Annotated in this window: 23 protein-coding genes; 13 read left to right on the plus strand and 10 right to left on the minus strand. The window is 69.0% G+C overall.

The window, feature by feature from the left end:
* Window positions 1-32: 32 nt before the first annotated feature.
* Window positions 33-161 carry a hypothetical protein gene (locus tag J5226_RS25350; protein ID WP_255323018.1) on the plus strand — a complete coding sequence of 43 codons (129 nt, stop codon included), beginning with the start codon at window positions 33-35 and terminating at the stop codon, window positions 159-161.
* On the opposite strand, the gene J5226_RS07020 is transcribed toward J5226_RS25350, so the two are convergent.
* Window positions 158-1,051 (minus strand): hypothetical protein, encoded by an 894-nt coding sequence (locus tag J5226_RS07020; RefSeq protein ID WP_215839120.1) that lies wholly within the window; start codon window positions 1,049-1,051, stop codon window positions 158-160. The genes J5226_RS25350 and J5226_RS07020 overlap by 4 nt on opposite strands.
* Before the next feature lie 147 nt (window positions 1,052-1,198).
* On the opposite strand from J5226_RS07020, the gene J5226_RS07025 reads away from it, so the two are divergent.
* From J5226_RS07025 to J5226_RS07035, 3 genes are all read left to right on the plus strand, one after another.
* Window positions 1,199-1,468 (plus strand): hypothetical protein, encoded by a 270-nt coding sequence (locus J5226_RS07025; RefSeq protein ID WP_215839121.1) that lies wholly within the window; start codon window positions 1,199-1,201, stop codon window positions 1,466-1,468.
* Window positions 1,469-1,530: 62 nt separating this feature from the next.
* Window positions 1,531-2,052 (plus strand): DUF1697 domain-containing protein, encoded by a 522-nt coding sequence (locus J5226_RS07030; RefSeq protein ID WP_215839122.1) that lies wholly within the window; start codon window positions 1,531-1,533, stop codon window positions 2,050-2,052.
* Window positions 2,049-2,435, plus strand: a complete 387-nt coding sequence (locus J5226_RS07035; protein WP_215839123.1) for a hypothetical protein — start codon at window positions 2,049-2,051, stop codon at window positions 2,433-2,435. The genes J5226_RS07030 and J5226_RS07035 overlap by 4 nt, the downstream gene beginning before the upstream one ends.
* A 116-nt stretch (window positions 2,436-2,551) precedes the next feature.
* Here the strand turns inward: J5226_RS07035 and J5226_RS07040 are convergent, their stop codons facing one another.
* Window positions 2,552-3,436, minus strand: a complete 885-nt coding sequence (locus J5226_RS07040; protein WP_215839124.1) for a DUF3053 family protein — start codon at window positions 3,434-3,436, stop codon at window positions 2,552-2,554.
* 109 nt (window positions 3,437-3,545) lie between these two features.
* The gene (locus J5226_RS07045; RefSeq protein ID WP_215839125.1) at window positions 3,546-4,493 is read right to left on the minus strand and encodes a hypothetical protein; all 948 of its coding nucleotides are present in this window, start codon (window positions 4,491-4,493) and stop codon (window positions 3,546-3,548) included.
* Between the two features lie 279 nt (window positions 4,494-4,772).
* Between J5226_RS07045 and J5226_RS07050 the strand changes: the two genes are divergently transcribed.
* The 3 genes from J5226_RS07050 (at window position 4,773) to J5226_RS07060 (ending at window position 6,665) form a co-directional block, all read left to right on the plus strand.
* The gene (locus J5226_RS07050; RefSeq protein ID WP_215839126.1) at window positions 4,773-5,204 is read left to right on the plus strand and encodes a PepSY domain-containing protein; all 432 of its coding nucleotides are present in this window, start codon (window positions 4,773-4,775) and stop codon (window positions 5,202-5,204) included.
* A 101-nt stretch (window positions 5,205-5,305) separates the two neighbouring features.
* Window positions 5,306-6,067 carry an ATP-grasp domain-containing protein gene (locus J5226_RS07055; protein ID WP_215839127.1) on the plus strand — a complete coding sequence of 254 codons (762 nt, stop codon included), beginning with the start codon at window positions 5,306-5,308 and terminating at the stop codon, window positions 6,065-6,067.
* A gap of 178 nt (window positions 6,068-6,245) precedes the next feature.
* Window positions 6,246-6,665 carry a VOC family protein gene (locus tag J5226_RS07060; protein ID WP_215839128.1) on the plus strand — a complete coding sequence of 140 codons (420 nt, stop codon included), beginning with the start codon at window positions 6,246-6,248 and terminating at the stop codon, window positions 6,663-6,665.
* 121 nt (window positions 6,666-6,786) lie between these two features.
* Here the strand turns inward: J5226_RS07060 and J5226_RS07065 are convergent, their stop codons facing one another.
* The 4 genes from J5226_RS07065 to J5226_RS07080 form a co-directional block, all read right to left on the minus strand.
* Window positions 6,787-7,359 (minus strand): DUF3016 domain-containing protein, encoded by a 573-nt coding sequence (locus tag J5226_RS07065; protein WP_215839129.1) that lies wholly within the window; start codon window positions 7,357-7,359, stop codon window positions 6,787-6,789.
* 133 nt (window positions 7,360-7,492) lie between these two features.
* Window positions 7,493-7,888 (minus strand): excalibur calcium-binding domain-containing protein, encoded by a 396-nt coding sequence (locus tag J5226_RS07070; protein ID WP_215839130.1) that lies wholly within the window; start codon window positions 7,886-7,888, stop codon window positions 7,493-7,495.
* Between the two features lie 71 nt (window positions 7,889-7,959).
* A complete protein-coding gene (locus tag J5226_RS07075) occupies window positions 7,960-9,927 on the minus strand; it encodes a beta-propeller domain-containing protein (protein ID WP_215839131.1) in 1,968 nt (655 codons plus the stop codon).
* Window positions 9,928-10,037: 110 nt separating this feature from the next.
* Window positions 10,038-10,412, minus strand: a complete 375-nt coding sequence (locus J5226_RS07080; RefSeq protein WP_215839132.1) for a YciI family protein — start codon at window positions 10,410-10,412, stop codon at window positions 10,038-10,040.
* 237 nt (window positions 10,413-10,649) lie between these two features.
* Between J5226_RS07080 and tsaA the strand changes: the two genes are divergently transcribed.
* The 5 genes from tsaA to J5226_RS07105 all read left to right on the plus strand — a co-directional run bounded on the left by tsaA (window position 10,650) and on the right by J5226_RS07105 (window position 15,413).
* Complete coding sequence (tsaA, locus tag J5226_RS07085) at window positions 10,650-11,180, plus strand: tRNA (N6-threonylcarbamoyladenosine(37)-N6)-methyltransferase TrmO (protein WP_215839133.1); 531 nt, start codon at window positions 10,650-10,652, stop codon at window positions 11,178-11,180.
* A gap of 259 nt (window positions 11,181-11,439) precedes the next feature.
* Window positions 11,440-11,946, plus strand: a complete 507-nt coding sequence (locus J5226_RS07090; protein WP_215839134.1) for an SRPBCC domain-containing protein — start codon at window positions 11,440-11,442, stop codon at window positions 11,944-11,946.
* Between the two features lie 173 nt (window positions 11,947-12,119).
* Window positions 12,120-13,112, plus strand: a complete 993-nt coding sequence (locus J5226_RS07095) for an ABC transporter ATP-binding protein (RefSeq protein ID WP_215839135.1) — start codon at window positions 12,120-12,122, stop codon at window positions 13,110-13,112.
* The gene (locus J5226_RS07100; RefSeq protein WP_215839136.1) at window positions 13,109-13,870 is read left to right on the plus strand and encodes an ABC transporter permease; all 762 of its coding nucleotides are present in this window, start codon (window positions 13,109-13,111) and stop codon (window positions 13,868-13,870) included. Before J5226_RS07095 ends, J5226_RS07100 begins: the two co-directional genes overlap by 4 nt.
* A 172-nt stretch (window positions 13,871-14,042) precedes the next feature.
* Complete coding sequence (locus J5226_RS07105; RefSeq protein ID WP_215839137.1) at window positions 14,043-15,413, plus strand: amino acid permease; 1,371 nt, start codon at window positions 14,043-14,045, stop codon at window positions 15,411-15,413.
* Between the two features lie 86 nt (window positions 15,414-15,499).
* Here the strand turns inward: J5226_RS07105 and J5226_RS07110 are convergent, their stop codons facing one another.
* Window positions 15,500-16,981: a VWA domain-containing protein gene (locus J5226_RS07110; RefSeq protein ID WP_255323093.1), complete on the minus strand. Its 1,482-nt coding sequence runs from the start codon at window positions 16,979-16,981 to the stop codon at window positions 15,500-15,502.
* A gap of 420 nt (window positions 16,982-17,401) precedes the next feature.
* Here J5226_RS07110 and J5226_RS07115 point away from each other — a divergent pair, with 420 nt between their 5' ends.
* Complete coding sequence (locus tag J5226_RS07115) at window positions 17,402-17,887, plus strand: tetratricopeptide repeat protein (RefSeq protein ID WP_215839139.1); 486 nt, start codon at window positions 17,402-17,404, stop codon at window positions 17,885-17,887.
* A 5-nt stretch (window positions 17,888-17,892) separates the two neighbouring features.
* Here J5226_RS07115 and J5226_RS07120 read toward each other — a convergent pair whose 3' ends face one another.
* Window positions 17,893-18,369: a DUF2165 family protein gene (locus tag J5226_RS07120; protein ID WP_215839140.1), complete on the minus strand. Its 477-nt coding sequence runs from the start codon at window positions 18,367-18,369 to the stop codon at window positions 17,893-17,895.
* A 250-nt stretch (window positions 18,370-18,619) separates the two neighbouring features.
* The gene (locus J5226_RS07125; protein WP_215839141.1) at window positions 18,620-18,874 is read right to left on the minus strand and encodes a DUF3297 family protein; all 255 of its coding nucleotides are present in this window, start codon (window positions 18,872-18,874) and stop codon (window positions 18,620-18,622) included.
* Window positions 18,875-18,946 lie beyond the last annotated feature (72 nt).

Raw genomic sequence — 18,946 nt, forward strand, 5'->3', positions numbered from 1 at the left:
ATAAGGGCGGCGTATCAGTAGAATCGACGCGCATGACCGATACGGCGGCGCTCAAGCGCGCGATCGGAATCTGCCGCGAGCATTCTCGCGGCGAGGAGCGCTGGGCTGTGTTCGAGCGCTGCGAAGAATGCACTGGCGAAGGTGTGGTGGAAGCGGGTTAGCGCTTCGGAGGCGCCGGAGGCGCTTCAGGCGGCGGCTCGCAGATTCCGCAGGCGATGTCCGCGGGCTTGGGTTCTTTGTCGGCCTTGGCCAGCACCTCGCGCACATGCGCCTGCCGCCGATCCATCAGCGCATCGCGCGGCGCGCCGTAGCGCACGGCCAGATCGTACAGCGCGGCGGCGTTTTCGACCGGGCCGCCGGCCAGATTCAACGTCGCCCAATCCATCAATAGATTCGCCACCACCGGATCGGGTGCGGCGACGAAGGTGGTGCGTTCGGAAAGTTGGTAGCTGAGAGCGAAGTTGAGTTGCCACAGCGCGACGGGGCGGCCGTCGTTGCCCGCCGGCAGCTTGGTCGGCAGCGGCGGCACCACGTCATCGGAGAAACTGACGCCGGCGATGGAGCGTCCTTTCAAATAGTTCGGGTCGGTCGCCATCTCGGCTTTTGCTTCGAGAATTCGCGCGTGCAGCCACTCGGTGCGGTAGTGCTCGTTGGGATCGCGCTTCATGCCGATGCGGATCCAGCGCAGCGCGACGCGGTCGTGGCCGCTGAGTTCGAGCACGGTGCCGAGGTTCGCGGCGGTCTGCGCGTGGCCCGGGAACAGCCGTTCGACGGTGAGGAAGTGTTCGATGGCGCGCGAATACTTGCCCTGGCGGATCAGGACGACGCCGAGGTCGTTGAGGGTGTCGAAGCCGGGCGATTTGAGCGCCCGTTCGATGGTGTGCTTGACCCAGATATCGTCGGGCCCGACTTTGTACGGCCGCATGCTGGAGGTCAGCTCGGTGCCGATATACCAGTTCGGATGGAACTTGCGGCCGGTGTAGTCGGTGCCGACGGTGTTGATGCACGCCGCTGCCGCGGGCGCCAGCGACAGCAGAGCCAGTGCCGCCATCAATCGCAACGTCTTCATCGCCTCGTCCCCTGAGATTCGTCCGTGAGCCTGCGAGAGCCAGTCTGCCAAAGCCCGCCGGTCGCCGCCATCTTGCCGCGGCCGCGCGGATGCGCTGAAGTAGGCGCAGCGTCCCTCGAGGGTTCCGCCATGGCCGTATTCCGCCTGCCTTTGCACCGGATCGAGGCGCGCTTCGGCGCCGGCAAGTTCGACGACGCCTGCGACGCCATCGCGGGCTGGCTGGTCGAGGTGGGCGGCGACGCGGATCGCCATCGCATCGGCCACACCTTCGACACCGCGCATCCGAATCCGCAGTTCCACACCTTGGTGCTGATCATCGACGGCGTACCGCCGGAGGTGCGCGATCGCTTGTCGGCGCAGTTGCTGGAATCGGGGTTGATCGAAGCCGGGCATCACTGACGGCGCTTGCGCCGCGGCGCGCGCTGTTCTGAAATGGCGGCCTTCGTCCCGGAGCCGTGCCCATGCCCGCCGTTCGCACCTTCATCGCTTTGTTGCGCGCCGTGAACGTCGGCGGCACCGGCAAGCTGCCGATGGCCGATCTGCGCGCGATGTGCGAGTCGCTCGGGTTTGAGGACGTGCGCACCTACATCGCCAGCGGCAACGTGGTGTTCCGCACGAGCTTGAGCGCGGCCAAGGCCAAGGCGGCGCTCGAAGGCGCGTTGCACGAGTACGCCGGCAAGCCGGTCGGCGCGGTGGTGCGCACGGCGGACGAGATGGCGAAGGCCTTGGCGGCCAATCCGTTCGCGCAGGCCGCGCCGAACCGCGCGGTGTTGATCTTTCTCGACGCGGCGCCGCCGGCGGATGCGTTGGATGCGGCGAAGCACCGCAAGGACGAAGAGATCGCGCTCGGCGAGCGCGAGATCTATGTGCATTACGGCGATGGGATGGCCGATTCCCGGCTGGTCATCCCGGCGGCGAAGGCGGGGACGGCGCGGAATCTCAATACGGTGGCTAAGTTGATCGAGATGGCGGGCGAGTCGTGAGCGGGGTGGAAATTCTCGACCGAGTGGATGCCGCCGATGGCTGCGGATCGGTCGAGTTCGTGCGCCGCGGCGATGGAAGCTACGGCTATCGGGAGTCGGATCCCGACGGAATCGGAGGCTGGCGTTGTCGCAGTCAAAACGCTTCGCGTTTCGATAGTCTGGAAACCGCCCGCGCTGAAGCCGCCAGCCGGATTGCATGGTTGCGGCGCGAACTGGCTTGGCCGGCGCGCGATCTGGCGCCGGTGGCGGTGGAGCAACCAGTAGCGGGATTGCTGCGATGCGCGTACTGCGGCATCAGCTTCTCGCTGAGCGATCAGGACCGCTGGGGCGGTGGCCGCCATCTGCGCTGTGGGCAACGTTTGATCGTTATGGCCGCGTCCTGAGTCGAACGTCGCTTACGCTGGGTTGAGCTTTTCGGCGATCGCCTGAACCCCACCGGGTAGGGCGAGCGTTGTCGATCGAAATGGCGGACGAGGTGTCATCGCGCCCGCCACCGTGTTCACCGCTCGACTTTGTCGAACGCCGCTTGGGCTTGGTTAAGCAGCGTTTGCGCGCGCCGCATCAGCTGTTGTTCTTCGCGGCCGGCCGCCTGGATGCGTTCGATGATCGCGTTGTAGCGGTCCAGGGCGCGCTGGTCGGCGAACACCAACTGGCCGTTCTCGTTCTGCACGCGCTGGCCAGCGCGTTCGATCAGTTCGACCGCCTGCAGCAACAGCTCGGCGGATTGGCGCTGGTTGCGCAGGGTTTGTTCTTCCAGATCGGTCCGGCTGGAGACCGATTTGTCGTACTGGTCCAGCAGGCGCGAGCCGTTGGTCAGGCGACTCACCAGGATTTCGACGCGTCCGCGCAGTTCGGCGCGCGATCGGCGGCCATCGGCGACGGATCGTTCGACCAGTTGCAGGTAGCTTTGCACCGTCGCGCGGCTTTCCCGACGGCCCTGGGCGCTGGTCAGCCGTTCCGGCGCCAGCACTTGCGGCAGATTCAGCTTTTCGACCTCGGCGGCGATCTGCGTTTGCGTCTGGTAATTGCGCGCGCCGATTTCGCGCAAGGCGGCGTTGAAGCCGCGCAGCATCTCGGCTTCGTTGCGTGCGGGCACGGTCGCGCCGGCCTTGGGCGCCGGTGCGGCCGACGCGTCGCCGGGCTTGCCGTCGACGAGGCGTCGCTGCTGTTCGATCAGCTCATGGCCGGTGTCGCGCAGCGCCTGCAGTTCTTTCTGGGTGTCCTGGTGGCGCTTGAAGCCGATGTAGGCGCCCAAGCCGAACAGCCCGACGACGATCAACAGCCCGGCGAAAACGCCCCACACCAGCCACACCTGGCTCTGGCCGCGCTGAGCGGCGAGGCGCGAACGCGCGCTGCGCCGCTCGCGAACGAATGCTTCGAACATCCTGTGTTCCCCTTGCACCGCGCCGCGGCCCCTTCCGCTACGCTCCTGCGGCGAGTATCGGCGATGACGGCCGCAGCGGCCAGCGCGTGAGGCGCCGGCGCGCCGGGCATCAGGGCCGGATCTTCTCGATCTCGTCCAACGCCGCCTTCGTCCGCGCCTGCCGCTGGATGTCGATGCGCTGGCGCTGCTGGATCAGCAGGTCGATGTCGCCGATCAGGCGGTTGTACTGCTCACCGAGCTTGGGATCGGCGAACACCAGGCTGCCGTCGTCGCTCAGGTCGATGTGCTGGCGCTGCGCGTCGGCGAGGTCGTAGACCTTTTCGATCTTGTCGATGGTGGCGCGGCGGTTGGCCATCAGCGCGGCGTCTTCCTCGCTTTCGCGGGCGAGGTTGCGGCCGAATTCGATCAGGATCGCGCGGCCGTCGGGGCCTTCGCCGACCAGCGCGCCGAGGCGGCGGGCGGCGTCGATCTGGCTGGCGCGCTTGATCGATTGCGAGTAGTTGAGCAGCTCGACGTATTGGCGGTTGGCCAGCCGGCCGGCCAGGGTGCCTTGGGCGCCGAGCAAGGTTTCGGGCAGCAGTTGGTTTTCCAGGTGCAGGCCGTCGATGCGCTGTTCGACCTGGGCCTGACGGTAGCGGCTGCGGTCGCCGACTTCGCGCATGATCGTGGCGATGCCGGCCATCATCGCCTTGGGCGTGCGCGCCGGTGGCAGCGCGGTGGTTTTGTTCGGCAGCGGCGCGGCGAGGTTCTCGCTGCCGTCGGGCTGGTTGAGGCGTTGCTGTTCGCGCAGCAGCAGTTCGCGGCTGTCGGCGGCGTCGGTGCGGGCCTTGGCGCGCACCGCGATGTAATTGGTGACGTCGTCGTAGGCCAGCGACATCACGTACCAGGTGATCGCGAACGCGGCGATGATCGGGATCATGCGCCGGGCCAGGGGCGTGTCGCGCCAAAAGCGCCAAGTCCGCGCCTTGCCGCCGGCCGGCAGCGGCATGCCGCAATGCGGGCAGCGCCAGTCGCCGGGGCCGATGGGCCGTTGGCAGTTGCGACACTGGATGGACAACACCGGCCTCCTGGCGCGAGCCCGCCGCGGAGGCGGCGAGACTAGGGTGGGCGCGATTATCGGCGAGGCGCAGGGGCGGCGGCCAGCCCCGCGCGGTGCAGGCGAGGTGATCGGACCGTTATCGGCCGGTGAGGCGGGCGCGGGCGAAAGCGAAAACCGCGGGGTCGCGAACGCAGTTTCGGGCGGCGGTTTTCGCGTTGGCGATGAATGCGGCGATGTTCATCGGCGGTTCCCGCCGCGCATCGAGAATCGGAACCCCACCCCCGCAGGAGCAGGCTCATGAAGCGATACCTGTTGGCGCTGGCCTTGGCGGCGTGCGCCGCGTCGCCGGCGGTTGACGCGCAAACCCAGACGCGCGGATTGACCGAACACGAAGCGCGCGAGCGCTTGGCCGAGCACGGCTACACCCATGTCAACGATCTGGATTTCGCCGGCGGCGTGTGGCGCGCGGACGCGCGCAGCGCCGACGGCAACCGCGTGCAGGTGGCGTTGGACCCGCGCGACGGCCGCATCTATCCCAACGAACAAGTCGCGCAGCTGAGCAAGCGCGACATCCGCGCGACGCTGTCGGCCGCGGGCTACACCGGCGTCCACGATGTCGACTACCGGGGTGGGCTGTGGCGGGCCAAGGCCGAGGACCCGGGCGGGCGCGATGTGAAGCTCAAGCTGGACCCGGCGGATGGGCGCATCGTTGGGGTCGATAAGGATTGATGCTTCGCCCGGCGGTCGTCCCGTTGTCGGGGCGGCCGCTTTACCCAGGGAAGGGCGCGCTGGCTACACTGCCGGTTCCTTCCCCGTCTCGGTGTCGCCGCGTGTTCCGCATCGCCTATATCGAGCAGCGCGGCAACGACCTCGAACACGAGGAGCGTTTGGCCGCCGAGGCCTTGGCGCGGCGCGGGATCGAGGTGCGGCGCTATCGGCGCAAGCACATCGAGCGGCGCGCGCTGCCGCTGGACGAGACCTGCTTCGTGATGGGCACGGCGCCCTGCGTGCAAGGGGCGATGAAGCAGTTGGGCATCCCGGTGCCGGCCCCGAACGATTACCCGGCGGCGTTGCGGCCGTGGCTGCGGCGAAAGGTCTGGCGCGAGACGCTGGGCGCGGTGGAGGCCTGGGTGTCCGAGGGCGCGCGCGGCGGCTTGTTCGTCAAGCCGGCCGAGCGGCTGAAGACGTTCACCGGGCGCGTGTTCGACCATCCCGGCGATCTGTACTACCTCGGCGGCGCCTCGCGCCGGCAGACGGTGTGGTGCTCGGAGTCGGTGCGTTGGCGGTCCGAGTTCCGTGCTTATGTGATCGGCGAGACGGTGGTCGCGTTGGATCACTACCACGGAGATCCGGCGCTGCGCCCGTGCGAGCGCAGCATCGCCGAAGCGTTGCGGGCGTATCGCGACAGCGGCGAGGCGCCGGCCGCTTACGGCATCGATTTCGGCGTGCTCGACGACGGCCGCACCGCGCTGGTCGAGGCCAACGACGGTTATGCGTTGGGGGCTTACGACATCGGTGCGGAGCCGTATACCGATCTGCTGCTCGCGCGTTGGGCGGAGTTGATGGCCACGCGCGTCCCCGCCTTGGTTTGACCGAGCGTTCGCGGGATGGGGCAGGGCGCCCCGGGCGGGTCGCCGAAGCCGGCTAAAAATTTTTTCGCCGACCGTGTCGATTCCTGCGATCCTGGCTCGTCGTTGTCATGAGCAGGCGGGAACGGACCCCGTTCCGCCGCCCGCCGACCCCTTACCCAACCCCATTCGGAGCAATGCCATGACCACCCACGCCCAACTGTTCGTCAACCTGCCGGTGCAGAACCTCGACCGCTCGGTCGCCTTCTTCACGAAGCTCGGCTACAGCTTCAACCCGCAGTTCACCGACGAGAACGCGACCTGCATGCTGCTCGGCGAGAATCTGTTCGCGATGCTGCTGGTGCGGCCGTTCTTTCAGACCTTCACCCAGAAGGAGCTGATCGATCCGCAGCGTCAGGTGCAGACGCTGGTGGCGCTGCCGCTGGGCAGCCGCGCGGAGGTCGATGCGCTGGCGGACAAGGCGGTCGCGGCCGGCGCCAAGGCGCACGAGCCGAAGGATTACGGTTTCATGTATCAGCGCGCGTACGACGATCTGGACGGCAACACTTGGGAGATCTTCCACATGGATCCCAATGCGGTGCCGGGCGACGCGCAGGCCTGAGATCGCGCGGCGGCGGGTCGGACGGTCCTTCCGCGACCGCCGCCTCGCCGGATGAAAAAAGGCCCCGCTTCGGCGGGGCCTTTCGTTTTGCAGGAGACGTTCCGAGGAAGACCGAACCGCCTCAGCGCGACGCGCTGCGCGCGTCGGGCTTGAACTCGCGATACACCCAATCGTCGATCAGCCGCTTCTCGTAGCGCAGCGGATCGTTCTGGGTGGCGGTGCGCGCGCCCATCAGGAAGCTCAGGTCGCGCAGGGTGCGTTGGCCTTGCTCGATCGTTTGGCCGTTGGCGTCGCTGAGGGTGAATTTCAGGTCGATGCGCGGCGGGTAGATGTCGCGGACGAAGCGGGTGTCGTCGAACTGCGGGCCGTGCCAGGGCTCGAAGTCGCCGGCGCGCTTGATGTCGGTGATCTCCACGCTCAGGCGCTGGCCCGGCGCCAGTTGCCGCTCGCTGCGCTTGCGCACGTGCTGGGCGAGTTGCTCGACCCAGTTGCCGCGGCGCGCTTCGAAGCGGTTGCGGCTTTGGCGGATTTCGGTGAATTGCTCGGGGTTGTCCCAGCGCACGTCGACGGCGCCTTGTTCGGGCAGCGCGCGCGGTGCGTCGGGGTCGGTGACGGTGCGGGACTTGGCGCCGGCCGCGCCGCTCGCCAGGACGGCGGCGGTGGCCAGGGTCAGCAGTGCGGTCCGCAGTTTCATGGCGTTCTCCGCAGGGTGGGGTAGGGCACCGATTCTCCGCCTGCGCCGTGCCGCGGGCCAGTGCGGGCGGGGCCGCGTTGGCGGCAGTTCACGATGGCCGCCGCGATGCGGGCTGGGGCCGTTCGCGATGGCGTCATTCGCAGGCGCGGCCGTCGCCGTCGCGGTCCAGGCGGCGCGAATAGCCGGGGTCGCCGCGCAGGATCGGCGCCGCGCCGGCGGCGCGGGCGGCGCTGCAATTGGGGTAATAGGCTTCGGCGGAGGGGCCGAACGACGCCGCCGCGTCGCGCGCGGCCGGTCGATACGCGCGCCGCGGCGGCGGGCTGGAACGCCGCGACGGCGCCCAGCCCAGGCCGGCGGCCGACTCTGGCGCGCGATGGCAGTGATAGCCGCCGCGCTTGCGGTCGTGGTGGCAGCCTTGCTTGTCCAGCCCGCCGCCGTGCGCGGTCGCGGGCGGCGGCGCGGCCGCGAGCAAGGCCGCGATCGCCGCGCTCAACGCGGCGCGGCGGCTCCACTGATGGATTCGATTCATTGCATCCCCCGTCCCCGCGCCAACGCGGCGGGGGACGGGAAGCGGACAGCGCGCTCGCGCGGCCGCCGCGTTCAGTGCGCGACGTTGGCCTTCGGCGCGAAATCCACGCGCCGCCGTTCGACGACGCGGTCGCCGTCGCGTCGGCCTTCGACCAGTTCGTAGCCGAGCAGGGCGTAGACGCGGCGGCCGGCGAAGATCGGCCGGGCGTTGCCGTACCAATCCACGCAGCTGACCACGCAGCCGTCGTCGCGGCGGGCCGCGCCGTCGGCGTTCGACGCCAGCGCGCCGGCCGCGCTCAGGGTGAGGCGCTGGTTGCGCAGGAACAGCACGCGGGCGTTGCCGCCGTTCTCGCCGTTTTCGTCGATCACCGGCAGGCCGAGCAGGCCGTTGTCGGCATCGTCGGCGCGGTAGGAGAAGCCGTGGGTGCGCCCGTCGTCTTGGTAGGCGTTGGGTTGCAGATAGTGGCCGGCGATGCGCGGCGTGCCGCTCAGGCGCAGGCTGCTGAAATGCAGGTCGTTCTCGGACTCGCCCCCGTTGAGGCCGATGCCGATCAGGATCGCGTCCTGGCCGAGCGCGTCGATGCGTTCGGCCGAGTGCGTCAGCGGCACCCGGGCGACCGGCTCGTGCCGGGCATAGCGCAGGGCGTAGGCCGCGTTGGGGTTGTCGAGCCCGTAGTCGCCCCAATAGGCGCCGAAGCCGTACACCAGCCAATCGCCGATGAAGCGCGATTGCATGTCGTAGCCGTTGGTGTTGGCTTGCGGCAGCGCGCGGTAGGCGTCGCGGCGGGCGATGCCGCGGCCGTCGCCGAACTCGCTCAGGCGCACGCGCAGCAGCGCGAGGTCGCCCGGATGCGTGCGCGCGGCCCACATCGCCTCGCCTTTCGCGTCGTTGCCGACCAGCACGTTGAGCCAGCCGTCGCGCTGCAGGAACGACATCTGGTTGACCGGCGAGCCGGTGGCGCGCAAGGCGCTGGGCGCGCTGCCGTCGAGCGGCAGGCGCAGCACCGCGGCGTTGGGGCGCTCGGGCTTCTTGGAGGCGGGCAGGCGCGAGGTCCAGACGTAGACGGCGTCTTCGGACACGTAGAACACGCGGCTGCTCGGGCCGAGCACGGCGCTGGAGCGGCAAAGCATGCGCGGGCCGCCGAGTTCGCACGTAGTCACCGCGTGCAGCGTGAGGTCGTTGGGGCCGACCGGGCCGGGCGAGTCGTAGATGCGCGTGGCGGGCAGGATGCGGCGGAACTCGGCCGGCGTCGCGCCGCGGTGCCATTGCCGCAGCGCCGGCAGATGGTCGTCGGGTTGGTCGGTCCAGTAATTCTCGAGCGACATCGGCGCGTAGAAGACCAGGGTCTTGCCGATCAGGCGGCTGGCGTAGTTGTCGGCCGAGTAGTAGTCGTTGCTGCGCAGCTGGTAGGTGGCGCGGTAGCGCAACGCGCCGCCGCGTTGCAGGTCGAACAGGCCGATTTCGGTGCCGCCGCGTTCGTAGCTGTAGCCGATCACCGCCACGGTGCCGTCGGCGACGAGCATTTCGTCGTACCAGGTGTGTTTGGGATCGGAGCCGGGCGCGAAGGTGTCGATGGAGGACACCGCGCGCAGGCCGTCGCCGCCGGTGTCGAGGACGAACAAGCGGCCGCGGCGCAGGACGATCAGGTAGTCGCCGTGCTTCTTGACGATGTCGCCTTCGTCCACGCCTTGGGTCTGGACGTTGGTGATGGCGTTGGCGTTGGCGGCGGCCGGCGACTGGATGCGCGAGCCGGTGACCTCGATGCGGTCCAGCGCGGTGCTTTCGTTCAATGCCTTGGTTTGCTCCGGCGGGGCGAGTGCGGCCGGGGCGACTTGTCCCGACTCGGCGTGGCGGGCGCGCCGCTTCAGGCGCGCGAGCGCTTGGCGGAAGTCGCGTTCGCTGGCGAAGGCTGGGAGGGTCGTGGCGGCCGCCGCCGCGGGCGGCGCGGCGGGCGCGGCCGGCGTCGCTGCGCGGGCCGGCGTGGCAACGGAGGCGAACAGCGCCGCGGCGACGAGGCCGGCGGCGAACGGCGTTTTCATGCGGGATCGTCCTTGGTCGGAGCGAGGGCGCCGCGGCCGGCGGCCGCGGCGGATGGCGCTTGCAACGTCCTGATGCGCGCAACGGGGGCGGGCGCGGCGCGCCCGGCCGCTCAGTCGGCGAATTGCTCGCGCACTTCGCCGAAATCCACCACCGGGCGCACTTCGATCCGGCCGGTGCGGCTCCACGGGAACTGCTGGGCGATGCGCACGGCCTCGTCCATGTCGGCCGCTTCGATCAGATTGAAGCCGCCCAGGTACTCCTTGGCTTCGGCGAAGGGGCCGTCGAGGAAGGTGGTGCGGCCGCCGCGGGTGCGCAGCGAGACCGCTTGCGCCGGCGGCGCCAGCATCTGCGAATCCTTGAGCGTGCCGTCTTCGCGCAGCTCGTCGGCGTGGCGGATGCAGCCGCGCATCATCGTCGCGTACTCGCCGTCGGGCAGCGCTTCGATCAGCTCGTCGTCGTTGTAGATCATGACCAGGTACTTCATTCGAGACCTCGGCAGCGGGGGCGGGCGTTCGGCCGGCAGGATAGCGCCATCGGCGCGGGGCGATGCAGTGACAAAACGCATGCGGATTCAGGGCGGGCGGCGATTGTCCGTCCGCGCAGGCGTCCGCCCGGCGCTTTTCGTTTCGTCCGCGGGCGATGCCATGGGACTATGGCGCCGTCGAAGCCCGAGCACCGGGCACCGGCTCCTTCCACCTCCCGTTCCGCTTGCGAAACCACGATGTCCGCCGAGTTCGTCTGCCGCCCCATCGCCTATCTGCGCTCGCCTTACGCCCAGCGCATCGACGCGCCGCACCAATCCACGGTGGTGGCGGGGACCGAGAGCGGCGAGGCGGTCGAGGCGCGGCTGGAGTTCGTCGCCGATCTGCCGCCGGCGGCCTACGCCGATCTGGCCGGGTTCGAGCGGATCTGGCTGATCTTCGCGTTCGACCGCAGCCAGGGCTGGAACGCGCAGGTCAAACCGCCGCGCGGCGGGCCCAAGCGCGGGGTGCTGGCGACGCGTTCGCCGCACCGGCCCAATCCGCTGGGCTTGTCGGCGGTGGAGTTGGTGCGGGTGGAGGCCGGCGCGCTGGTGCTGCGCGGGGTCGATCTGCTCGACGGCACGCCGGTGCTCGATATCAAACCGTATGTGCCGTATGCGGATGCGTTCGCCGGCTCGCGCGCGGGCTGGATCGATCAGATCGACGACGCGCAAGGCCGCCATTCCGCGCCCGGCCCGAAGCGGCCGCGGCGGCCCGCGCCGCGCGCCTGAGGCCGTGTCACGTTCTTGCGTCGGCGCGCGTCTCATCCGGTGGGATGCGCGCGTGCAAGCTGTTCGCGGCTGCCTTGACGGAGCGTGATCCCGGCGGTAGTTTCCCAACCGGTTAACTACTACAGCAGCACATAAAGATCGATCCAATTCTTTCGGTCCGTGCCGCCCGGCTACGGTGTCTTCCCGGTGTCGCGCAAAGCCCGCTTTGCGCCGCCACGGGAGGCCGCGGCGCGGCGTTTCCTCGCTCAGGAGTTCCGACATGACGTCCGACGGTTCCAGCACGCTCGCGGTGGCGCCCGCGCGCACGACCCACCGTATCGAAGAGCGCAGCATCACCCTGCAACGCATCATCCACGCCCCGCGCGATCTGGTGTTCCTGGCCTGGACCGATCCGGTCCACATCGCGCGCTGGTGGGGCCCGCACGGGTTCCGCAGCGTGGTGCGGCAGATGGACGTGCGCGTGGGCGGGCAGTTCCGCATCTGCATGGTCGGGCCGGACGGCGCGGAGTATCCGATCAAGGGGCTGTACCGGCAGATCGTCGAACCCGAGCGGCTGGTCTACACCGACGATTGGGACGACGAGCGCGCGCCGCAGCCTTCGGAGGTGACGGTCGATTTCGCCGAGATCGGGCCGGAAGAGACGCTGCTGACGGTGGCCATCGTGTTCCCCGACCGCGGCGAGCGCGAGCACGCGCAGGAGCAAGGGATCGTGCCGGGTTGGAGCGATTCGTTCGAGCGCGTGGACGCGTACCTGGCCGAGCGCTGAGCGCGAACCGCCCGCGCCGGCGCGCGCGGGCGGCGTTGCATGTACGCGCAGGGTCCGTTGCGCGATCCGGCGGTTTTCGCGCGCAAGCGCCGTTACCATCGCAGCGACCGCCGTTCCGGCGTTTCGCCACAGCCACCGCCGCGCGCGCGTCGCGCGGCCTACGCGGAGCCGCCATGCCGCCCGAATCGTCCGCCCCGTCCGCGTCGCCCGCCCGCACCGGCGACGCCATCGTCTCCATCCAAGGCCTGACCAAGACCTACGCCGGCGGGTTCCAGGCGCTCAAGCGCGTCGACCTGGACATCCGCCGCGGCGAGATCTTCGCCTTGCTCGGCCCCAACGGCGCCGGCAAGACCACGCTGATCAGCATCGTCTGCGGCATCGTCAATCCCGGCGAGGGGCGGGTGCTGGCCGACGGCCACGACATCGTGCGCGACTACCGCGCCGCGCGTTCGTCGATCGGGCTGGTGCCGCAAGAGCTGCACACCGACGCGTTCGAGACGGTGTGGGACACGGTGCGCTTCAGCCGCGGCCTGTTCGGCAAGCCGCCCAACGCCGCGTACCTGGAAAAGCTGCTGCGCGAGCTGTCGCTGTGGGACAAGCGCGGCGAAAAGATCATGGCGCTGTCCGGCGGCATGAAGCGGCGGGTGCTGATCGCCAAGGCGCTGTCGCACGAGCCGCGCATCTTGTTCCTAGACGAGCCCACCGCCGGCGTCGACGTGGAGCTGCGCCGCGAGATGTGGGCGATGGTGTCGCGCCTGCGCGAGAGCGGCGTCACCATCATCCTGACCACGCACTACATCGAGGAGGCCGAGGAAATGGCCGACCGTGTGGGCGTCATCAATAAAGGCGAGATCGTGCTGGTCGAGGAGACCCGCGCGCTGATGCGCAAGCTCGGCAAGAAGCAGTTGACCCTGCAGTTGCAGGCGCCGCTGAGCGCGCTGCCGGATGGGCTGGCGAGCGAGGCCTTGAGTTTGTCGGCCGACGGCAGCGAGCTCGTTTACACCTTCGACGCGCAGGCCGAGGACACCGGCATCGCCGCGCTGCTCAAGCGGCTGGCCGAGCACGGGATCGAGTTCAAGGACTTGCGCACCGAGCAAAGCTCGCTGGAAGAGATTTTCGTCAGCTTGGTCAAGACGCCGCGCGCGGCGGGGGAGGCGCGGGCATGAACCTGCATGCGATCAAGGCGATCTATTTCTTCGAGATGCACCGCACCTTCCGCACCTTGATGCAATCCATCGCCACGCCGGTGCTGTCGACCTCGCTGTACTTCATCGTGTTCGGCTCGGCGATCGGTTCGCGCATGGTCGAGATCGACGGCATCCGCTACGGCGCCTTCATCGTGCCGGGTCTGGTCATGATGTCGCTGCTGACCGAGAGCATCTCCAACGCGTCGTTCGGCATCTATCTGCCCAAGTGGTCGGGCACGATCTACGAACTGCTGTCGGCGCCGGTGTCCTTCGTCGAGGCGATCTGCGGCTACGTCGGCGCGGCGGCGACCAAGTCGGTGATCCTGGGCACGCTGATGCTGATCACCGCGCGCTTCTTCGTCGATTTCGACATCGTCCATCCGCTGTGGATGGTGGTGTTCCTGGTGCTGACCGCGGTCACCTTCAGCCTGTTCGGCTTCATCATCGGCGTGTGGGCCGACGGGTTCGAGAAGCTGCAGATGATTCCGATGATGGTGGTGATGCCGCTGACCTTCCTCGGCGGCAGCTTCTACTCCATCGACATGCTGCCGCCGTTTTGGCGCTCGGTGTCGCTGTTCAATCCGGTGGTGTATCTGGTCAACGGGTTCCGCTGGAGCTTCTACGGCAAGTCGGACGTGGACATCGGCTTGAGCGTGGGCATGACGGCGGGCTTCATGCTGCTGTGCCTGATCGCGGTGTGGTGGATTTTCCGCACCGGCTACAAGCTCAAGAGCTGAAAGTCCCGGGGGTTCTCTCTCGCATCGGCGGGAGCGGCGCCCAAAAGCGTTGTTCCGAGACTTGCCGACCCTGCCGTATACCCGACGCCCGGAGTATGCTGCGCCGATCCTGGTCCGGCCGCGCTGAGCGCAGCGCGGTCGTCGCGCCGGGCCGCAGCCGGAGCGACCGCGGATGTCCAACGATCACCAGCAACTCCATCGCGGCCTCAGCGAGCGGCATATCCGCCTGATGGCGCTGGGCGCCGCGATCGGCGTCGGCCTGTTCCTGGGCTCGGCCAACGCGATCAAGCTCGCCGGCCCCGGCATCCTGCTGGCCTATCTGCTCGGCGGCGGCGCGATCTTCATCATCATGCGCGCGCTCGGCGAGATGGCCGTGCACAACCCGGTCGCCGGCTCCTTCAGCCGCTACGCGCGCGACTACCTCGGCCCGCTGCCGGGCTATCTGACCGGCTGGAACTACTGGTTCCTGTGGCTGGTGACCTGCGTGGCCGAGATCACCGCGGTCGGCGTCTACATGCAAGTGTGGTTCCCCGGTTCGCCGCAATGGGCCTGGGCGCTGGCCGCGCTGGTGGCGATGGGCTCGGTCAACCTGATCACGGTCAAGGCCTACGGCGAATTCGAGTTCTGGTTCGCGATGATCAAGGTGGTGACCATCGTCGCGATGATCCTCGGCGGCTTGGCGATGATCGTGTTCGGCCTGGGCAACGGCGGCGTCGCCACCGGCATCTCCAACTTGTGGAGCCACGGCGGCTTCTTCCCCAACGGCGCGCAGGGCGTGCTGATGTCGCTGCAGATGGTGATGTTCGCCTACCTAGGCGTGGAGATGATCGGCCTGACCGCGGGCGAGGCGGCCAATCCGGCCAAGTCGATTCCCGATGCGATCAACTCGGTGTTCTGGCGCATCGTGATCTTCTACGTCGGCGCGCTGTTCGTGATCCTGTCGCTGTACCCGTGGAACGAGCTGGGCACCACCGGCAGCCCGTTCGTGCTGACCTTCGAGCGCCTGGGCATCCGCGAGGCCGCCGGCATCATCAACTTCGTGGTCCTGACCGCGGCGCTGTCCTCGTGCAACGGCGGCATCTTCAGCACCGGGCGCATGCTCTACAACCTCGCCCAGCAGAAGCAGGCGCCGGCGCTGTTCGCCCGCACCTCGCCCGGCGGCGTGCCGCGCGCGGCGATCCTGGTGTCGGTGGTGGCGCTGCTGTTCGGCGTGGCGGCGAATTATCTGGCCCCGGCCAAGGTGTTCGTGTGGGTCACCTCCATCGCCACCTTCGGCGCGATCTGGACCTGGGGCGTGATCCTGGTGTCGCACATGAAGTTCCGCGCCCGCCTCAGCGCCGCCGAGCGCGACGCGCTGGCGTTCAAGGCGCCGCTGTATCCGCTCGGCTCGTGGGTGGCGCTGGCGTTCCTGGTGCTGGTGGTCGTGCTGATGGCGATCTTCCCCGACACCCGCGTGGCCCTGGTGATCGGGCCGGCGTTCCTGATCCTGTTGACGGTGCTGTTCTACGCGCTGGGCTTCCATAAGCGCGAAGCCGCGGCGTAAGCGCGCGACACGACGAAACGAAAGCGGCGCGGGCCTCGGGCCCGCGCCGCTTTCTTTTTGCGACAGCTCAAACGCGGATCAGCGCGTCATTCGCCGCCGGCCGCGACTTGCCCGCGCCCCGGCGCCTTGGCCTGCAAGCTGCGCGCGGTCTGCGCCAACTGCACGAACTCGCCGCGATAGCCGTTGCGGTCGTCGCCGCGCGCGCTGCGGGCCAGATCGATCACGCCGTCCCAGCCGAAGTCCGCGCCGAGGTGCTCGCCGCCGCGCAGCATTTCGCCGAAACCGGCCACCGCCGCGGCGAAGCGCATGCGCTCGCCCGGCTGGGCGGCGATGTCGCCGCGCATCAGCGGCGCTTCGATCAGACGGCTCTGCGCTTCGCCGGGACGCTTGTAGCGCAGCTTGAGCAGCGCCAGTTCGTCGGGCTTGACGCCCGCGGCCGGCTTGGCCGCTTCGTCCTTGGCGTAGCGCAGCGGATCGCTGGCTTCGCCGCCGGAACCGACCAGGGCCAGCTCGTACAGCGCGGTGACGTCGTGGCCCGCGCCGATCTCGCCGGCGTCGACCTTGTCGTTGTTGAAGTCCTCGCGCTTGAGCAGGCGGTTTTCGTAACCGATCAAACGGTATTCGGCGACCGTCGCCGGATTGAACTCGACCTGCACCTTGACGTCGCCGGCGATGGTCATCAGGGTCGAACCCATTTCCTCGACCAAGACCTTCTGCGCTTCCAGCGCGCTGTCGATGTAGGCGTGGTTGCCGTTGCCGACGTCGGCCAGCCGCTCGGCCATCGCGTCGTTGTAGTTGCCGGTGCCGAAGCCCAGCGTGCTCAGGGCGATGCCGCTCTTGCGCTGATCGGCGACCAAGGTCTCCAGCGCTTTCTGGTCGGCCACGCCGACGTTGAAATCGCCGTCGGTGGCCAGCAGCACGCGGTTGATGCCGCCGTCGATATAGGCCTGACGCGCGGTGGCGTAGGCGAGCTGGATGCCTTCGCCGCCGTTGGTGGAACCGCCGGCGCTGAGGCGTTCGAGCGCGTCCATGATCTCGCCGCCGTGATCGCCCGGCGTCGGCGCCAGCACCAGCCCGGCGCTGCCGGCGTAGGCGACGATCGACACGCGGTCCTGCGCGCGCAGCTGCGGCAGCAGTTGCGCGAACGCGCGCTTGAGCAGCGGCAGCTTGTCGGGTTCGTCCATCGAGCCGGAGGTGTCGGCCAGCAGCACCAGATTCGCCGGCGGCAGTTGTTCGCGCTCGACGTCGTAACCCTGGATGCCGATCTGCAGCAGCACGCGCTTGCCGTTCCACGGCGACGGCGCCAGTTCGGTGCTGACCTTGAACGGCACGTCCTTCGACTCGGGGTGCGGGTAGCCGTAGTCGAAGTAATTGATCATTTCTTCGATCCGCACCGCGTCCTTGGGCGGCAGTTCGCCGGCGGCGAGCATGCGCCGGACGTTGGCGTAGCTGCCGGTGTCCACGTCGATGGAGAAGGTCGAGACCGGCTGCTCGGCGGTGCGGTGGATCGGGTTGGGTGCGACGGTTTCGTAGTGTTCGGTGTTGGTTGGAGGCGTCTGCATCGCCATCGGCAGCGCGGGGGCCGACAAGTACTCCTCGTCGGCGGCGGCCGCGGCTTCGGCGTGCTTGCCGGCCTGGCGGCCGCAGCCGGCCAGGACCAGCGAGGCGGCGAGGCCGGCGGCGAGCAGGGCGCGGGACGCCAGGGGGGAACGGAGCGGGGAACGCGACGACATGGTGATCCTCCAATGATCGGTAGTGCGTCGGTGACGACAGGCCGCCGTTGGCCGTGCGGGCCGCCGCCGCGGCCTTCATGGCCGGGGCGGCGCCGTCCTCTTGCGGCGGCGAGGCGACGCTACAACAACGCGTCTTCGCTTTTCGTTATGACGCAAGTCGTTTTTCCTTGACCGCCGGCGCGGCACAATGGGCGCCCGAACCGAGGCCGCGCGGGGGAAGCGCGCGGCCGGATCCTCTGGCCGTAGTCCCGCCGCATGTCCGACCCGCGTCCCGATCTCCAGGCGTTGCTCAAACGCGCCCACGCCGCCATCGCCGATGCGCGCGATGTCGAAGCCGTGCGCTTGCTGCAGCAGGTGCTGGAAGGCGACCCGGACAATCTGCACGCGCAATACCTGCTGGCGATCCAGCACGCCCAGCTGGGTCTGTACGACCGCGCCGAACAACGCTTGCGCGCGGTGCTGGCGCGGGTGCCGCAGTTCGTGGTCGCGCGCTTCCAGCTCGCCCAGCTGCTGCTGATGCGCGACACCGCGGGTGATGCGCGCGCATGGCTGGAACCCTTGCTGGAAGCGCCGGCGCCGCTGGGCGATTACGCGCGGGCCTTGCACGCCGCGGCCGGCGGCGAGTTCGCCGCGGCCTGCGTGCTGATCGAAGCGGCCCAGCGCCTGCCGCAGCCGGTGCCGGAGTTGGCCGCGGACATGCAGCGCCTGCTCGGCCGTTGGCGCGCGACCGCGGCGGCCTGAGCGGATCAGACGCGCAGATTCACCGCCAGCATCGCCGCCGCGGCCACGCCGATCAGCACGAAGTGCGAGAGCTGCAGGTTGTCCTGGCGGATGTAGTAGGCGAACCAGCTGCCGCCGACCAGCATCAGAAAGCAGGTGGCCATGAACGCGGCCAGGGCCAGGTTCGCCCACGCCGCCGGTTCCGCCGCCGCGCCGGCGAACGCGGCCGCGGCGAACCACAGCAGCGCGGCGCAGAGCACTTCGGCGGCGAACACCACGGCGAGCACGGCGCGATGCCAGAGCGCGTTGTCGATGCGGCGCGCGAGCAGCGGCGTTTGGATCGCCGGTTCCTGCTGCAGCGGCGCCATGCGCATCAGCTGGCCGATCGCGAACGCGCCGTTGCCGAAGGCGACGAAATTGTTGAACGCGACCACGCTGATCCAGGCGGCGAGGCCGGCGAGCAGGACGAACTTGAACACGATCAGGCTGAGGGCGAGGGACATGGCGGGCTCCGGGTGTCGACGGCGCCGCGTCGGTGCGGCGTCTTTGTCGGTTCGACGGGCCAGGACCGGGCGCTGTGACATCGCCGGGAAAAGAAATCGCCGCGAAGGCGAAGCGCCGCTAAGACAGGCCGTTAAAACCGGCCGCTTAAAACAAAGGGGCCCCGGCTGCGATGCTCCGCGCCTGGCCGGTGTGGCCTGGAGCGAAGCATCGGAGCCGGGGCCCCGGACGACCTGCGCCGTCGGAAGCGGCTTACTCGGCGTCGGGCGTGGCGGTGAGGTAATACGCCTCGACCGTGCCCTTGTGCTTCATCGTCATCGGATTGCCGCGGCGGTCGAGCGACTTGCCCACCGGCAGGCGCACCCAGCCTTCGCTGATGCAGTATTCCTCGACGTTGCTGCGCTCCACGCCGTTGAAGCGGATGCCGATGCCGCGCTCGAGCACGGACGGGGCGTAGAAGGGGCTGCGCGGATCGTTGGAGAGGCGGTCGGGCGGGGTATCGGTCATGGTGGCGCTCGTGCAGGGTGGAATGCGCGCCGGCGCGGACGCGGCCGGGGCGGCGCCTAGGATACGCGGGCG

Origin of the sequence: Lysobacter sp. K5869 (genome assembly GCF_018847975.1) — a bacterium.
Lineage (GTDB): Bacteria > Pseudomonadota > Gammaproteobacteria > Xanthomonadales > Xanthomonadaceae > Lysobacter.

Bases quoted from the DNA above. Each gene is read 5' to 3' on its own strand.
- J5226_RS25350 (WP_255323018.1), top strand. From the start codon at position 33: ATGACCGATACGGCGGCGCTCAAGCGCGCGATCGGAATCTGCCGCGAG.
- J5226_RS07020 (WP_215839120.1), bottom strand. From the start codon at position 1,051: ATGGCGGCACTGGCTCTGCTGTCGCTGGCGCCCGCGGCAGCGGCGTGC.
- J5226_RS07025 (WP_215839121.1), top strand. From the start codon at position 1,199: ATGGCCGTATTCCGCCTGCCTTTGCACCGGATCGAGGCGCGCTTCGGC.
- J5226_RS07030 (WP_215839122.1), top strand. From the start codon at position 1,531: ATGCCCGCCGTTCGCACCTTCATCGCTTTGTTGCGCGCCGTGAACGTC.
- J5226_RS07040 (WP_215839124.1), bottom strand. From the start codon at position 3,436: ATGTTCGAAGCATTCGTTCGCGAGCGGCGCAGCGCGCGTTCGCGCCTC.
- J5226_RS07050 (WP_215839126.1), top strand. From the start codon at position 4,773: ATGAAGCGATACCTGTTGGCGCTGGCCTTGGCGGCGTGCGCCGCGTCG.
- J5226_RS07060 (WP_215839128.1), top strand. From the start codon at position 6,246: ATGACCACCCACGCCCAACTGTTCGTCAACCTGCCGGTGCAGAACCTC.
- J5226_RS07065 (WP_215839129.1), bottom strand. From the start codon at position 7,359: ATGAAACTGCGGACCGCACTGCTGACCCTGGCCACCGCCGCCGTCCTG.
- J5226_RS07070 (WP_215839130.1), bottom strand. From the start codon at position 7,888: ATGAATCGAATCCATCAGTGGAGCCGCCGCGCCGCGTTGAGCGCGGCG.
- J5226_RS07075 (WP_215839131.1), bottom strand. From the start codon at position 9,927: ATGAAAACGCCGTTCGCCGCCGGCCTCGTCGCCGCGGCGCTGTTCGCC.
- J5226_RS07080 (WP_215839132.1), bottom strand. From the start codon at position 10,412: ATGAAGTACCTGGTCATGATCTACAACGACGACGAGCTGATCGAAGCG.
- tsaA (WP_215839133.1), top strand. From the start codon at position 10,650: ATGTCCGCCGAGTTCGTCTGCCGCCCCATCGCCTATCTGCGCTCGCCT.
- J5226_RS07090 (WP_215839134.1), top strand. From the start codon at position 11,440: ATGACGTCCGACGGTTCCAGCACGCTCGCGGTGGCGCCCGCGCGCACG.
- J5226_RS07095 (WP_215839135.1), top strand. From the start codon at position 12,120: ATGCCGCCCGAATCGTCCGCCCCGTCCGCGTCGCCCGCCCGCACCGGC.
- J5226_RS07100 (WP_215839136.1), top strand. From the start codon at position 13,109: ATGAACCTGCATGCGATCAAGGCGATCTATTTCTTCGAGATGCACCGC.
- J5226_RS07105 (WP_215839137.1), top strand. From the start codon at position 14,043: ATGTCCAACGATCACCAGCAACTCCATCGCGGCCTCAGCGAGCGGCAT.
- J5226_RS07110 (WP_255323093.1), bottom strand. From the start codon at position 16,981: ATGGCGATGCAGACGCCTCCAACCAACACCGAACACTACGAAACCGTC.
- J5226_RS07115 (WP_215839139.1), top strand. From the start codon at position 17,402: ATGTCCGACCCGCGTCCCGATCTCCAGGCGTTGCTCAAACGCGCCCAC.
- J5226_RS07120 (WP_215839140.1), bottom strand. From the start codon at position 18,369: ATGTCCCTCGCCCTCAGCCTGATCGTGTTCAAGTTCGTCCTGCTCGCC.
- J5226_RS07125 (WP_215839141.1), bottom strand. From the start codon at position 18,874: ATGACCGATACCCCGCCCGACCGCCTCTCCAACGATCCGCGCAGCCCC.